Source organism: Xylanibacter rodentium (assembly GCF_013166575.1).
Taxonomy (GTDB): domain Bacteria; phylum Bacteroidota; class Bacteroidia; order Bacteroidales; family Bacteroidaceae; genus Prevotella; species Prevotella rodentium.
Genome location: NZ_JABKKE010000019.1, coordinates 33,320 through 47,758 on the forward strand (window position 1 = coordinate 33,320; position 14,439 = coordinate 47,758).

General features: G+C 46.7%; 12 protein-coding genes. 2 read left to right on the forward strand and 10 right to left on the reverse strand.

All coding sequences use genetic code 11. From position 1 onward, the window contains the following. Positions 1-5: 5 nt before the first annotated feature. Together HPS55_RS10950 and HPS55_RS10955 are read left to right on the forward strand one after the other, a co-directional pair. Entirely contained in the window at positions 6-1,145 is a 1,140-nt protein-coding gene (locus tag HPS55_RS10950) for a glycosyltransferase family 4 protein (RefSeq protein WP_172178140.1), read from the forward strand. Positions 1,146-1,183: 38 nt separating this feature from the next. Then, entirely contained in the window at positions 1,184-1,378 is a 195-nt protein-coding gene (locus HPS55_RS10955; RefSeq protein WP_172178142.1) for a hypothetical protein, read from the forward strand. Here the strand turns inward: HPS55_RS10955 and HPS55_RS10960 are convergent. The 10 genes from HPS55_RS10960 to HPS55_RS11005 all read right to left on the reverse strand — a co-directional run bounded on the left by HPS55_RS10960 (position 1,370) and on the right by HPS55_RS11005 (position 14,416). Next, positions 1,370-2,707, reverse strand: a complete 1,338-nt coding sequence (locus tag HPS55_RS10960) for an ATP-binding protein (RefSeq protein ID WP_172178144.1) — start codon at positions 2,705-2,707, stop codon at positions 1,370-1,372. The two genes, HPS55_RS10955 and HPS55_RS10960, sit on opposite strands and share 9 nt — an antisense overlap. A 183-nt stretch (positions 2,708-2,890) precedes the next feature. Next, complete coding sequence (locus HPS55_RS10965) at positions 2,891-3,727, reverse strand: alpha-1,2-fucosyltransferase (protein WP_172178145.1); 837 nt, start codon at positions 3,725-3,727, stop codon at positions 2,891-2,893. Next, positions 3,724-5,265 carry a lipopolysaccharide biosynthesis protein gene (locus tag HPS55_RS10970; RefSeq protein WP_172178147.1) on the reverse strand — a complete coding sequence of 514 codons (1,542 nt, stop codon included), beginning with the start codon at positions 5,263-5,265 and terminating at the stop codon, positions 3,724-3,726. The genes HPS55_RS10965 and HPS55_RS10970 overlap by 4 nt, the downstream gene beginning before the upstream one ends. An 8-nt stretch (positions 5,266-5,273) precedes the next feature. After that, the gene (locus HPS55_RS10975) at positions 5,274-6,482 is read right to left on the reverse strand and encodes a glycosyltransferase family 4 protein (RefSeq protein ID WP_172178149.1); all 1,209 of its coding nucleotides are present in this window, start codon (positions 6,480-6,482) and stop codon (positions 5,274-5,276) included. Then, complete coding sequence (locus tag HPS55_RS10980) at positions 6,479-7,657, reverse strand: glycosyltransferase family 2 protein (RefSeq protein ID WP_172178151.1); 1,179 nt, start codon at positions 7,655-7,657, stop codon at positions 6,479-6,481. Before HPS55_RS10980 ends, HPS55_RS10975 begins: the two co-directional genes overlap by 4 nt. Before the next feature lie 14 nt (positions 7,658-7,671). Then, complete coding sequence (locus HPS55_RS10985; protein WP_172178153.1) at positions 7,672-8,838, reverse strand: glycosyltransferase family 2 protein; 1,167 nt, start codon at positions 8,836-8,838, stop codon at positions 7,672-7,674. Between the two features lie 3 nt (positions 8,839-8,841). After that, entirely contained in the window at positions 8,842-9,723 is an 882-nt protein-coding gene (locus HPS55_RS10990) for a glycosyltransferase family 2 protein (protein ID WP_172178155.1), read from the reverse strand. Beyond that, positions 9,707-11,230, reverse strand: a complete 1,524-nt coding sequence (locus tag HPS55_RS14340; RefSeq protein WP_172178157.1) for an O-antigen ligase family protein — start codon at positions 11,228-11,230, stop codon at positions 9,707-9,709. Before HPS55_RS14340 ends, HPS55_RS10990 begins: the two co-directional genes overlap by 17 nt. After that, on the reverse strand, positions 11,230-13,407 hold the full coding sequence (locus HPS55_RS11000) for a GumC family protein (protein WP_172178159.1): 2,178 nt from the start codon (positions 13,405-13,407) through the stop codon (positions 11,230-11,232). Before HPS55_RS11000 ends, HPS55_RS14340 begins: the two co-directional genes overlap by 1 nt. Before the next feature lie 22 nt (positions 13,408-13,429). Then, a complete protein-coding gene (locus tag HPS55_RS11005; protein WP_172178161.1) occupies positions 13,430-14,416 on the reverse strand; it encodes a TolC family protein in 987 nt (328 codons plus the stop codon). Positions 14,417-14,439: the final 23 nt, after the last annotated feature.

A 14,439-nucleotide genomic window follows, 5' to 3' on the forward strand; every position in this document is an offset into this window, starting at 1 on the left:
GGCAGATGAAGATAGTATACATACTCGATACTTTGGCACGTGTAGGCGGGGTGGAGCGTATCATGGCTGACAAGATGAACTGGCTGGCCGCGAACGGGCATGAGGTGACGCTGATTACGGCGGCTCAGGGTCAGCATCCGCATTCGTTCAGATTGTCGGACAACGTGCGTCACGTTGATATCGACGCACGTTTCCACGTGCAGTACCGGTATGGCTATCCCATGAGACTGTGGGTGAGATGGCGGATGAACCGCCGCTTTCAGCGCAATCTGAACAGGGAGATTAGCGCGACAGACCCTGACGTGATAATAGCTACTACTTATTACAAGGCCGATGTTGTGTGCTCACTGCGGTGCAGGGCAGCTAAAATAGTGGAGAGTCACTGTGCCCGCTCGTTTACGGGCCGTAGGGACGGAGTGACGAGAGGTAGGGTAGTACGGTGGTTTCATTATTTTTTTCTCGACCGGTATATCCGCAGGATTGAACAGCGGGCTGATGTTGTGGTGGCTCTGACGGATGGTGACGCACGCGAATGGAGCAAGGCTCGCAGTGTGTGTGTCATTCCTAACGTATATAATAATGAGTGTGCAGTGCCGGCTTGTCGTGGATTTAAGAGGGTCATAGCCGCCGGCAGGCTGGTCTATCAGAAAGGGTTCGACATGCTGATAGAAGCATGGCGAACTGTTGCAGAGCGCCATCCGGACTGGACCCTTGATATTTTCGGTGCCGGAGAGAAGGAGACAGAGTTGAAAAGACTGATTGACAGACTGGCATTGAGTGGCAGCATCTCTATCAAAGGGCCTACAAAACGTATTATCGAAGAGTTTTCCGGAAGCGATGTCTTTGTTCTGTCTTCGCGCAGTGAGGGCTTCGGGCTTGTGCTGATTGAGGCTATGTCGTGCGGCACGCCGTGCGTCAGCTTCGACTGTCCTTACGGCCCTGCTGATATAATACGCGACCATGAAGACGGAATACTTGTGGAGAACGGCAATGTGCAGCGTCTTGCCGAAGCCATCATATATCTGATTGAACACGAGGAAGAGCGCCGGGCTTACGGCCTTAGGGCGGCGGAGAATGTGAAACGGTTCCTGCCCGACAGGGTTATGCCGCGGTGGGTGGCTTTGTTCGAAGGACTTGTGAAGTAGTGTATGGGCGTTTCTTGTTATACGGTTATAGAATGAATATGGTGAGAATATTGAAAAGATGGTGTCCTTCGGGTAAGGCATCGGTGGATGCAGGAATATTGTATGCTTTCTCTGTGGTCAATTTGCTGTTCATGCACTATTATATAGTCATGGAGAACACAACGGAAGCCCCGCTCACTTTTGTTGATAATCTGGGAAATATCGGACATGATTGTACACAGCAACTACTTTGAGGAGGCCGGATGGGAGTGATATATATTCTTTATGGCATACAGCGGATAAACTTTGATATCATCATATTCCGAGAAATTCTCGAGTGATGTTCTGATACCCCATGCAATGTTTTTCTGCTGCATGAATATTCTCATACTCTGCATCGAACCTTTAAGGCCTGATTTTACTTCTATCGGACGAATCTCGCTACCTATCTGCACCACATAGTCAACTTCAGCATTACTGCTGCTCTTTTCCCTGTGCCAGCAATAGAGCGGCTGCTGTTGAAATACAGATTTGGCTTTGATTATCTCGTTACCTACGAATGTTTCGGCAATAGCTCCACGGTTGATGACCTTTATATCGGCAGACGGGCTGAAAAAGTCGGTGATATCCAGACCTAAAACACATTGTAACAGGCCGGTATCAAAGAATATCATGCGTTGGTAACGCTCATTGATTTCCGCTCCAAGCGGAATGCCGTTGGCCGCCGAGTGGGTGACAGGGTGTACTAATCCCGCAAGGATAAGGGTTTCAAGAGCCTTGCGTGTCTGTTCGGTATTGCCCTCAAAGTTTACATGACTGTATACAAACTTGCCAAGTCCTTGTTCGGCAACAGAACGGAAAACAGCATCTATACGCATGGACGGCACCTTGTTTCTGTATTTGGCGAAATCATCACGATACGATTGGATGAGTTCGCCAAGTATTCTTTGACATTCAATTATGTTGCCGGTTTCACAGAATGACGATACTACAGCCGGCATGCCGCCCACCACGAGGAATTGGCGCAGCAGTTTTAAGGCTTGTTCGTGGATAGGTTCTGGAAGTGGATTGGATGGGGAGGACTTGCTGATGAAGTTGGCAAGTGCCTCGTTACCCGTAGCCCAAAAGAATTCTTCAATGCTGAATGGATACATGAATATACTGCGTATGCGTCCCACACCATAGGATGGCATGGTTTCCAATGCAAATTCCAGCAACGAACCTGCGGCGATAAGGTGCTGCTCAGGATATTTCTCATAGAAATAGCGCAGACGGTTTATGGCTTTAGGGCAGGCTTGTATCTCGTCAAAGAACAGTAGTGTCTTTTTGGCTTCGACCGGTATATTCAGTTGTACTGACAGCAACTGGCAGATTTCCTGTGGTGAGTAAGTGCCGTCAAACATATAGTGGAGGTCGGTACGTTCGTTGAAATCCACTTCTGCAAAATACTCAAATCTTTGGGCAAGATGACGTACGGCGGTAGTTTTGCCTACTTGTCTTGCTCCTCGTAGCAGCAAAGGTTTGTGCTCTTTGCCTTCTGCCCATTTCTGAAGTTCTTCATCTATATGTCTTTTATAATACATTATTGCAATTCGGTATTTAGTTGATATTCAACTGCAAAGATATAAAAAACTATATAATTGGCACCATAGAATCACCAAAATATGATAAAATCGGCACCTTAGAAGTGTTAAAATTCGACGAAATTGGCACCATAGAATCATCAAAATCCGATAAAATTGGCACCATAAAAACCTTTTACATGGTTACCAGTCGGCTATTTCCTTGCCGTTTTCAAAGTGAAAATAGTCGGTTATCATGGAAAAATCATCGTCATGAAACTGCTGCTCCTTGCTTTCGAGAAAACACAAAGGTACCTCACCTATGAACGATGCCCAACGGCTGAATGTGCTGAAAGGACCTGTGATACGGTCGCAGATGGAGAGTGTGTATAGGTCGAGCACGGCGGCCGACGGCTCGTTGGCGAAGCGATAGCAGCTGCAACCGTGAAAGATGTTGAGCGGAATGTCTTCGTTGGAGCTGATGAAGAAAGCCACACGGCGGTCGGGAAAGCTGTCTTTTATGCGGAGCATGAAGCGGTGGTAGTCGTCGAGTGAGTAGAAGAAGCGGCCGTCGTTCCATGTGGCGTAGTCGCCGCGGCGTATGTGTACACCCACCACCATGTCGGCATTCCGCCTGATTCCGGCTATAAGAGCTTCGGCCTTATCGGTTATTTCCTTTTTGGGACGGAAGATGTATTGCAGTTCTCTTTTTGCAGTTTTAAGGTGACGTGTGTCTGTCCGTGTGTCCCATCCTTTGGTACAACCGAACAGTCTGAACACTTTCTCCATGCGGATGTTGTGGGTTGCTTTCCATGTCAGTCCTTTGTAGTTGTTCCATCCGTTGCCATGTTCAAGATACCACTTGTGATAAAGCGGGAAATATATGAACGGACAATGCAGCAGGTTCGGGAAGTCTTCTATAGTCCAATCATAGAAAAGTATAACCATGCGGCGGCGCTTGGCCACACATTCGGCTATGGAGGCAAGGTAGGTCCACAAGCGGTTGCACGTCTGTCCGGGGGCATCGCAGATTATTCTCATTTTCTGATTATATTGTTTATCGTTCTATATAGTGCCGGCTTTCGTGCCACAAAATATTTCATGCCGTCGGTGATGGCAAACATAGCGATGAAGTATGTCAGCATAAGAGGGATGAAAGTGATGGCGCCATATAATGTCAGTTTAAGGAAGTTGTCGGCAAGGGGCATGATTATGTACAGCCTGAGTATTATCGAAAGAATAAGGAATATGGTAAAAACGATGTAATATGGAGTCATTCCGGTCCAATATGCCGATACATTACGGTTGAGTCCGTGTGAGAAAAGAAAATATGGCTTCCAGAATATTGCAATGAAGAATACGCTGATAATCTTTGCGGCCAATATCCCTGAAATACCCCATAACGGTGCTAAGGCCAAGGTCATGATGATGTTTAGAATCAGTTCGGTCCATGCAGCCCATGTGTCGGAGAATAGTCCGCAGGCACTGATATACATCTCTACTACTCCGCGTGACAGCATGACGAACAGGTTGAATAGAATGAGATAGATGATTGTATCGGAGAGTCTGTATTCCGCACCGAGCCAGCAGGTGACAAACTGTTGCAAATACATGAGCAATGAGAAGATTACAAATCCTACAATGAGGAAGCGTATGGCGGTAAGTTCCCAAAACACTTTCATTGTGTTTTTCTCGTTGCCTTCGGCTATGAGGTTGCCGATGCCGGCATTCATGCCGTCTGACATTATGTTGACGAGATAGTTTATCTTGTTGATTATAATCATGTAGTTGTCATAGTAGGCCACCATTTTCATGGAAACAAAAGCAAAGACGAGTATCTGGTCGCTGCGGTATAGGATGAAGTTCTTTATCCTTTGGATGAATATCTGGCGTGTTTTGAGTAGTATTTCAGGATATTTTTTTAGCAGTGTCTTTCCTTTTTTAGTGTCTATCTGCAGCCATGGGTATTCTTTGTCTATGCGCTTGTTGAATACCACGCAGCCTATGACAGTGAAGACAAGGCCGGTGAGTACCCACATATAGATATTCCTGTAGTGCCATGCAAGCAATATCTGGACAATGCTTTGAACTATGGCTATGGTTTGGAAATATGAGTTTACAACGTATTGGCGTTGGTTGGCCGATACAAGGAGTTGGCGGTAGTTGATGATATATCCTGCTGCCGATGAGGCTAAAAAGGCGAAGAAAGTGAAATATACGGTGAATATACCGACAGATTGTTCTTTGAATATAAATGGGAAAAACAGGCTTATGACAATGCCTCCCAGAAATATTGTCTCACCGATTTTCCTGTAAATATATGACAGGATAGACATTATTTCGTTTATTCTGTCGTGATTGTTCTCTTGGAGCGGCTTATATAGAAAGTATGTGATGCTGGTTCCTATTCCCAGTTCTGCAACATTAAGGAAACTCAAGATGTTGTACAGTGTGCCTGACAGGCCGATGAACTCGACTCCAAGACTGTCAAGGAATATTTTTCGTGAGAAGAAAGCAAGAAACAATGAGAGAATGTAGAATAGCATTCCCACCTTGATGTTCATTATGCTTCTGTTCACACGTTGGCTCATTGTTGTATCGCTTTGAAGAAGTCGGCCGCATACCGCTCTTTGGTGAATGTTTTGGAACGGTGGAGTGAGGCAGTCCTCATATTCTGCATTTTGGTTCTGTCGTTGTAGAGACTGATTATCGCATCGGTGATTCTTTTACTGAAATCTATGTCGCAATCCAATATAATGGCATTGTCGCTTGTAATCTCTTCCGGTATTCCTCCACGGTTGGTTGTTATTATGGGCAGTCCCACAGCCTGAGCTTCAAGCACGGTAGTCGGGAAAGGGTCGTTCCATGTTGATGGTATTACGGCAACATCAGCCAATGAAAGATATGACGGAATATTTCTATATGGTATGAATCCCGTGAAGATAATGTTGTCTTTTATCAGTTTTGCCTTTTCCTTCAGACTGTCGATGAATGTATTTCCGGCAGTCTCGTTGCCGTAGAACGAACAGCCAAGTACAATAAGTTTAATATTTTTGTATTCTTTGAGCGAGAGCATGGCGTCTACCAGTTCCGATATGCCTTTTTCTTTGTTTATCCTGCCGCTGAATACCAGTACAAAGTCTTCGGCTTGCAGCCCCAGGCGTTTGCGTCCGAGTGAATTTGCCGTTACAGGAGAGAACGCCGAAACGTCAATGCCATTGTGCACTGTTGTTGTTTTGTACGGTGATTTGCCGGCAGCGTTTTCCTTGTCTTGCTTTATTGTGTTTACTCTGCCCGCAATATAATCCGACACGCATATTATGCGTGACAGTGAATTGTAGATATCTTTGTTTTTTGCCGTTTCATCGTTGAGCATGTCGTTGTGTAGATGCAGAACGATTCGTGCATTTGTCTTTCCTTTTAGTCTTAGAGCATAGCCCGGCCGGTTCTCTATGATTATCATGTCATAGTACTGCACGGCAATGCTTTTCATGGCGCGGTAAAGATAGTATTCTATAGTGTAGTGATAGTATTCCCTGTTTTTATTGATGAGATGAAGAATGCGTTTTTTTATCTTGGACATGAAACGGTTTGTGTCTATATATACATAATGGTTCACATCCGATGTCAATGCGGGATGAGTCCGTATGGCATTGTCTGATATGCTGTATACCGTGATGTCGTGCAACCGGTGGATGTCGTTGTATTCCATGTAGAAGTCAACGAGGTTCTCCACGGCTCCTCCCTGGACTGCCGGTACGGGCAATATACCTGATGTCAGGACGGCAATCTTCATTTATTGTGTGGGGTATGTATGAAATCTTTGTTGTTTTTATCTAAATGTCTCACGTTGCAGAGCATGCGCCACACCAATGCAGGCATTGCAGTCAGTGAGCAGAATACAGCTTTGGTGCGTAATCGTGCCGGTGTGGCCACGAGCAATGACAGTGACAGGCAGCAAAGCAGCACCCACCACTTGATGCTCCATGCAGGAATTACGACAAGTGTGATAACGGCCATAAAGAGGACGCCGGCGAGGAGTATGGAGCGCGGGATCAGCATCTGTTGGAATGCCAAGTCTACGAAGTCCACATCATGGCGCTTGAGAGCTTTGGGGAGCCGGGGAATCATATAGCAAAAGCTGTTGAACTGTGACAACATCCAACGTCGTCGCTGACCTTGGAAGCTATCCATACTGCTCACTTTCTCATCGAACACATGTATGTCTTCTTCATATTTTGTGTATAAGCAGCTCTTTATCAACATAATCTCCAGGTCTCGGTCTTCTCCCACATTATATATCTTTTTCACAGTTTTTCTGAACCAATCGTAATCAAAACTCATGCCCGAACCGATGAGTGCCGACGATACGAACAGGCGGTTGTGCGCCATGCGGAACAGTGTGTTGTTTATTTCTTCGCTTACAGCATCAAGTGTAGCTATGCTGTTGTTCATGTTTTTTGCGCAGCGGTGGCATTGTATTGCGTCGTATCCTTTGTAGTGGGCAAGGTTCAATTTTCTTAGAAATTCATTTTCCACGATGTTGTCGGCATCAAGGATAACCACGTTGTCATAATCCGAATGGCTGTACTGCATTGCATATTTCAGTGCTTCAGCCTTTGAACTCTTTTCGAATACAGGGGTGAGCAGAGTGATGGGCAAGGACAATAGCTTGATATTGGTTTCGTCGCTCATGTGGTCGGATACCACTGTTATGTGAAAAGAGTCTGACGGATAGTCCTGTTGGAGAAATGATTTTACGGATTCCAAGATTACCGAGTCCTCGGCGTAAGCTGGGAATATCACGAGGAACTTTCGTGGCCGGGCAGCTTTGTGTCTCTCTTCAAAGGGATTCTCTTCAATCTTCTTCGGTAATAGACTGACAATGGCGTAGAACATGACATACGCCACCGAGATGAACATGGTGATCCACAGAATAATTTCCAGAACATGTATGAATGTTGTAAACATGATTAATACTAGTATTAGTTTATATTTTCAAATTTCTTTTTACGTCGTGCTATTCTTGTTATGTTCAATAACGAGGCTATCATGATGACAGGTGCCTTGAGGAACGAACGTTCCCATTTGTCGTCAACGAGGTAGTCGGGAATGGCAAGAGCGAATACGAACATGATGAAAGCAAACATAATCCACCATTTCACGGCCAGTGTCAGGTAGATGAACGGCAATATGATGCTCATGACAACAATGATGGCCATCATTATCGTGCGTGGTATGAGCATCCATTGTATAATCTTGTCTATCATGTCATATTTCTTGTTGAACACTGCTGAGAACATATATCTGATGTTTGACAGGATGGCATGGAACTGGGTTGATGCCCAGCGTCCACGCTGCTTGTTGAACTCTTCGGTATGACGTGTCTTCTCGTCGTATACGAGTATGTCGTCAAAGTAGTCCACGTATATCTGTTGCCTCATCAGCAAAGCCTCCATTTCCTTGTCTTCCCATCCTGTGTTTACTTTAGTGATATTTTCCTTGAACCATCTGTATTCGTAGGCAATTCCGGAACCGGCGATGGCAGCGGAGATTCCGAGGGCAATGTGTCCGCGACGGAAGATGGAGTTGTTTATCTCTTCAAAAATGGCATCAAGATTGGCAATGGCTGTATCGCGGTTTCTTGACAGCCGGTGTGCTTGTATGGCTTTGGTGCCTGCCGATTCGAAGGCATCGTTCATCTGTTGAAGGAATTCCGGTTCGACAAGACTGCCCGCATCGAGTATTATCACGATGTCGTAGATTTTGAACTGCGGCAGATTGTTGATGGCCAGTTGCAGTGATTTGGCCTTGGTGCTGCGCTTGAAGTTCGGCGTGAGCAGCGTTATCGGATATTGGGCCAGTCTGAAATTGGTTATTTCTTTCTGATGGTCGGATATAACGGTCACGTCGAACAAGCGTTGTGGGTATATCTGTCCGAGTATGCTTTTTACAGTCTGCTCTATAGTGTCGTCCTGCTTGTATGATGGTATAAGTACGATGAAACGGTTCTGATGTTTTGCCGTTGATGATTTGGTGCGCCGGCAGAACAGTGAAGCTATCGAGAATACGGTTATATAAAGCACGGTAAGGGCGACAGCTGTGAATACTATCGCGTCGATTACAAATACTATCAACCACCATAAATTCATATTCTATGACTTTAAGAAGTTTAAGATACCTTTTATTGTTGCCTTTGCCAAGTCGTGACGGCCCGTTGCTGTATATCTGACAATATCTCTTGCGGCGACCATTCCTGTAAGATATATGTATGATATATATTTGCCGACGCCTTTGGCATTGCGCCTTACGAGCAGCAGTCTGTTGCGTGTGATGTAGAACGACTTGAGCGGACTGTCCTGTCCGGTGGACCGGCTTTCCTTGTGGAATACCGTACAACGCGGCTCATACCATATTTCATATCCTGCCCTGCTGACGCTCATCGACCAGTCAATCTCCTCGTAATACAGGAAAAAACATTCCGGCAGCAGTCCGGCCCGTTCCGTCACTTCACGTTTCATCATCATTGCTGCACCATGGGCATATGGTGTGGGGTGGGCGGTGTCATATTGTCCGCGGTCGTCTTCACCGAAACCTATGGAGCGGTTGCGTATGGTGATTCGTGACAATTGTGTGTAGCCGGCAAACTGTACCGGACACTTATCCCATGCAAATCGTATTTTGGGGCATACTACACCTATCTTCGGCGAACTTTCAAGGCGGTTTACCAAGTGTACTATGTCGAAACTTTTGAAGAGTGTGTCGTTGTTTATGAGAAACAGGTACCGGCCTTTAGCATGTTGTATGCCGAGATTGTTGCCTCCGGCATATCCGAGATTACTTTCCGAACGTATGGACTTTACGTGCGGATATCTGGTAGCTATCAGTGTCGCCTCGTCTTCGCGTGAGGCATTGTCCACGACAATCACTTCCACCGAAAATTTATCGTCGGCGGGTATCGAGTCAATCAATGTGCATGTGTCTTCGAATCCATTGTAATTGACTGTGATTATTGATATGTCATACTCTTGATGCACGTTTCTTTTCGAGTTTCAACCGTTTGCGCTCCTCCTGTTCCGCTATCAGTTTTGCTTCATGTTCGTTCCATTCATTTTCAATATACGGCATTATGTAGACCAGTGACAGACTGCCGTAGAATATCAGCACATTGGGGAACTGCATCAGTATCTGGTTACCGTAGCCACCCAGTTGTATTGCCACGAAAGCGCAGCATATTCCGGCCCCGGCGCCTTGTAAAGACTTGTTCTTTATTCTGAAAAAGACAATCCAGCATGCACCGAACAGCATAACGAAAGTTGTGACGAGGAATGTGGTGATGCCGATGATGCCAGTGTGAACCCAAATGAATACATATTCAGAATCGGGCGGTATTACGGAGAGTTTTCTGAACTTGTTGCCGGCCGGAACATTTTCGTATCCGTTGCCGATACCGATGCCCCAAGGAGCATCGTTCAGATATTTCTTCATCGCTTCCTGATTTATGGTTCGTGTTTCGGCCGATGCGTCTTTACGGTTGAATCCTGAACGCATGCGCCGTATCATGCTGTTGCTGTTCCCGATATGCGTAAATGCAAGAAGAGCAACGAACAGTCCGAAGACCACAGATACAGGTATGGCAATTCTGAATGATTTTGATAGAAATATATATACCATGAATCCCGCTATAAGACAGAACAATGCTGTTCGTGTGCCGGAAGAGAACATGGCCCATGTGCTTGCCAAAGCGGCAACGAGGAAGAATATCTTTTCTTTCTTCAGTTTGGTCGTTATGGCTACAATGTAAAATACTACGGCACTCGCAGCCATGTTGCATCCGAAGTTGGCCGCGTCACTGAATACAGAGAAGTATCGCGTTATGCCGTTTACGATGTGGGTGCGTCCGGCATATAGCAGGAATGACTTTTCGGGCGCGGAGAAACCTATCTTCTGTTGTTTCCATGCCCAAAACGCTGCAAACATTGACAATACAGCCCACACTCTCAAAAACTGCTTTACTCTTTGAGGTGTGGATATATATATGGTGCAGACGAGGAAGGCATACATAAGCTGGAAAGCCATCAGACGTGCTCCGGCATACCATGCCCCGATGTCTATACCAAGTCCGCAGGTGTCGTTGAGCACTTCGAGTGTGCAGAATATGCACCATACCGTCAGCATCAGCAGCATCGTGTTTGCCATTCTTTCGTAGTGAAGATCTTTTATCTCTATTACAGCAATGGCAAGAAGAAGTATTTCCAGCATCTCGTTGGGCAATGACGCCGGCAACGGCAGATACTGATATCTGCTGAGGAACATCACCATGTAGTTGACCACAAAGAGAGTCCAGAATGTGAACATCCTGTATCTGAATGCGAGTATTGCGAACAGCGCCGCTACAGGAACTGTGCACACCATGGCAAACCCTGTGATGCCTGTGGTACATAGCTGGTATATGGCTATTGAAAACAAGAGAAAGAGTACTGCCACTCTCCCCCCGTTTCCCTGTGTATATCCGTAAAAACTGTTCGAATACGTTTTATTCATCAGATGGCGTGACTGTTTTCCGTTGCTGTGAGTCCGAGTTGCGATATGCGGTATACGAAGTTCTTGAATTTTGTGTATGGCGGCAGTTGGCCTACAAACTCTTCTACGGCATAGCGGCTCGATTCGGTGAGATACATGTAGAGTGAATCCTTGTTGTCGAGCTGTGCCTGCAATTCCTTGAGAGCCTTGGTGTCAACGTCTTTCCATGTCCGGTTGGCGCGTGTCACCATCAGATTTACAGTGCCGAGATTGAGCAGTGCCGGCGCTATGGAGTGGTCGTTAAGATTCGGATATTCTATGATGGCAATTTCTTCGGGCAGTATGTCCGGACACAGATCGGTGATGCTCTTGGCCATGATATACTTGCTGTCTTCGGCAAGGAAATCCTCGTCGTATGCCAGACGGCGTACTTGCAGGCCGAGCGAAATCCAATAGTTTTCCAGCTCTTGCGCGATATAGCTCTTGCCGTTGGCCGCATCGGTGGACAACAGGTTGAGAACGTTTTGCTGTCCGGTCTTGAAATGAGGCAGCAAGGCTTTGCTTAGCTGTCGCAGCGACATATCGGAAATAATCTTGTTGTAGCGTCGGTAGCGCAGCGTGCTCTCCTTCGGATAGCATCCCATCACCGGTATCTTGGTGATGCGCTCTGAGCGCATGCGGTCACGTAACGTACGGTCGAGCAACTCGATTATAAGGAAGTAGAGCGATGTCAGCATGAATGTCAGCATGAACGCTCCGAGCAGAATCATCAGGCGGTTTGTAGGCTGGGCGTTCAGCGGGAACATCGGTGGGTTGAGCACGCGCAATGTTGCTGTGGTCATCTGTAGGTTGCGCTGACGCAGACGTGCGGCGTTCAGTGCCTTGAGCATCTCCATGTAGTTGCCCTCGACAAATCCGATGTGACGGTCCTTGCGGTCGAGTGTGGCTCCGATGGGTGCGTAGTATAATATCTGGCGGTCGAGCTTTTGGCGCATTATGTCCTGTGCTGTCATCTCGGCTTTGGTCTTCTCCAGCAGCAGCACCTGTTCGAGCCATTTTGACAGCATCGAACTGGCTTTTACTCCGGTCTCCGTGCTGTACGAGCCGGCTTCGATGTCCATTGTCAGGTTCTTCACGCGTTCGGTGGCAGTCTGCAACTGTTTCTGTGCCTTGGCCAGTTCCTGTTGCGATTCGGCCTCGTTACCGCTTCCTTCGCTGCTCATCAGTTGCAGATTGGATATTCTTGATTGTAGTCTTGATATGTCGCGCACCTGATTGGTGAAGTCCTTGTTGGCCCTGATAACCTTTGCCCGGTTGCCGAGCTGTCGTTCGAGATAGTCCATCAGGGCTTTGGTAGTGGTGTAGTTCATCAGCTGATCGTTGTCGGATGTCTGCTGTCTTGCGTCAAGCACGGTCAACTGCTTGGTCTGCTCGCCATAGTTGATTATTCTTTTCGATATGTTATATTCTATAAGGTCGTTTTCGGCGTTGGTCAGTATGCGGTATAGACGGTTCACCTCACGTTCGAAAAACTTTATCACGTTGTTTGTCTCACCGAATCGTATCTGCTGGTACTGGCGTGCGAAAACCTCGTTGAGAATGTCGAGCGTGTTGTATGCAATGCCGGCGTCGTTGGCCGAATATCCTATGTCGATGATGTCGCTGTTGTTCAGCTGCATCACTTTCAGTCTCGACGTGATGTTGTTGAGTCCGAAGTATGTATGGTAGTTGAGCAGCCCGAAGAGATAGTTGTCCTGCGACGGCTTTTCGTATGCTTTCAGATTGGCGTATGTGGCCGATTCGCTGTTACGGTTTATCAGGGCCTTGACATCCGCCGGCACCGATTTGCTGAGTTCGCGGAAGTGTTCGGCCGATATGTAGTTGTTGTCCTTGTCGGGATTGCCGTACATCATGCAGCGTGCAAACAGGCGCAGGGCCACCTCGTGTATGGTATTGTCGGTGGTGATGATGAGCATCAGGTTGTTGATGTTGGTCTGCGGATTGCCTCCGGCCACGCCCGTGCCACCCTCAATGTTGTATCCGGTGATCATGCCGGTATATATGGTGGTATTGGTATCGTATACACGTTCCATGTTGCGTGTCAGAAACCATGCTATGATCAAGGCTATCAACGGCAATATCGTGAGATACCAGCGTATGCGGTACAGAAATCTTACCAAGTATCTGAATGTGTCCATGACTTTATTTGTTTAATTGTTGCTATTTCGTTTTGTCTTCTTTACCGGACGTTTCGGCTGCCGTTTTTTCTGCTTCCTTATTCGCTTGTCTTTCGGCTTTCTTTTCCGCTTTTTCCATAGCCTCGTATTTCTTTTCCTCCTTTGCAGCGGTTTTCCTTATCTCTTTTTCCACCGCTTTGTTTTCTTTGGCTATCTCTTTTTCCGATTTCTCGACGGTGCCGTCGAGTGTTATGTCTGTGGTGGTGTTGGTTATTATCGGAGTATGGGTGAGTATTTCGAGTGTTATGATGTCTGTCGTGATTTGCGTCTGCATTTCCTGGTATCTTCTTACGGCCTCTTCCTCTCTCAGCTTTGTGTATGCGAAATCTTCGATGGACATGTTGCCCTGATGGAAGTCTTCCTGGTTGAGCGAGCCTGCGCCCTGATATATTGCAGCGTTCTCGCTGGCCGTTTTAAGTGATATAAGGCTGTTGGTAATCTTTACGTATAGTGATGCTATCTGCAGTTTGAGCTGGTCGTAGGCAATGTCTTTTTTTATCTGCGCCTGGTCTACGAGAAGTTTTTTGCGTTTCACGGCTGCACCGAGGTCAAGCAGATCTTCCAGCGGCACGTTCACATTTACGCCCACGTTCCAGTAGTTCTGTTCGCTGCCCTGAAACTGGTATATCATCTGATTGTATGTCGACGAGTTGTTCCCCCACATGTCGGTCTTGCCGTAACTATAGCTTGCATGTCCGCGTACGTATGAAAATATGTGTTTTTTCTGCTTGGCAACCTCTGCCTGTGCTATTTCCTGTGCCTTTGCCAGATCGAGAATCTGCGGGTTTGATTTGGCGTTCTCGAACAGTACCGCCAATGGTGGCAGATGGAACTTTGAGAAGTTGATGGTGCTTGTCTCGCTCGAGTCAAAGAATCCGGCACTGATACCGCTGTTGTTGAACTGCGCCGATGCGGAAATTCCGAATCCGGCCGTCATGACTGCTATTAATAGGTATCTCAGTTTGCTCATTATGCAGATGTTTTGATTTCTAA

Coding starts and splice junctions, on each gene's coding strand:
- HPS55_RS10950 (WP_172178140.1), top strand. CDS start 6: ATGAAGATAGTATACATACTCGATACTTTGGCACGTGTAGGCGGGGTG.
- HPS55_RS10955 (WP_172178142.1), top strand. CDS start 1,184: ATGGTGAGAATATTGAAAAGATGGTGTCCTTCGGGTAAGGCATCGGTG.
- HPS55_RS10960 (WP_172178144.1), bottom strand. CDS start 2,707: ATGTATTATAAAAGACATATAGATGAAGAACTTCAGAAATGGGCAGAA.
- HPS55_RS10965 (WP_172178145.1), bottom strand. CDS start 3,727: ATGAGAATAATCTGCGATGCCCCCGGACAGACGTGCAACCGCTTGTGG.
- HPS55_RS10975 (WP_172178149.1), bottom strand. CDS start 6,482: ATGAAGATTGCCGTCCTGACATCAGGTATATTGCCCGTACCGGCAGTC.
- HPS55_RS10980 (WP_172178151.1), bottom strand. CDS start 7,657: ATGTTTACAACATTCATACATGTTCTGGAAATTATTCTGTGGATCACC.
- HPS55_RS10985 (WP_172178153.1), bottom strand. CDS start 8,838: ATGAATTTATGGTGGTTGATAGTATTTGTAATCGACGCGATAGTATTC.
- HPS55_RS14340 (WP_172178157.1), bottom strand. CDS start 11,230: ATGAATAAAACGTATTCGAACAGTTTTTACGGATATACACAGGGAAAC.
- HPS55_RS11000 (WP_172178159.1), bottom strand. CDS start 13,407: ATGGACACATTCAGATACTTGGTAAGATTTCTGTACCGCATACGCTGG.
- HPS55_RS11005 (WP_172178161.1), bottom strand. CDS start 14,416: ATGAGCAAACTGAGATACCTATTAATAGCAGTCATGACGGCCGGATTC.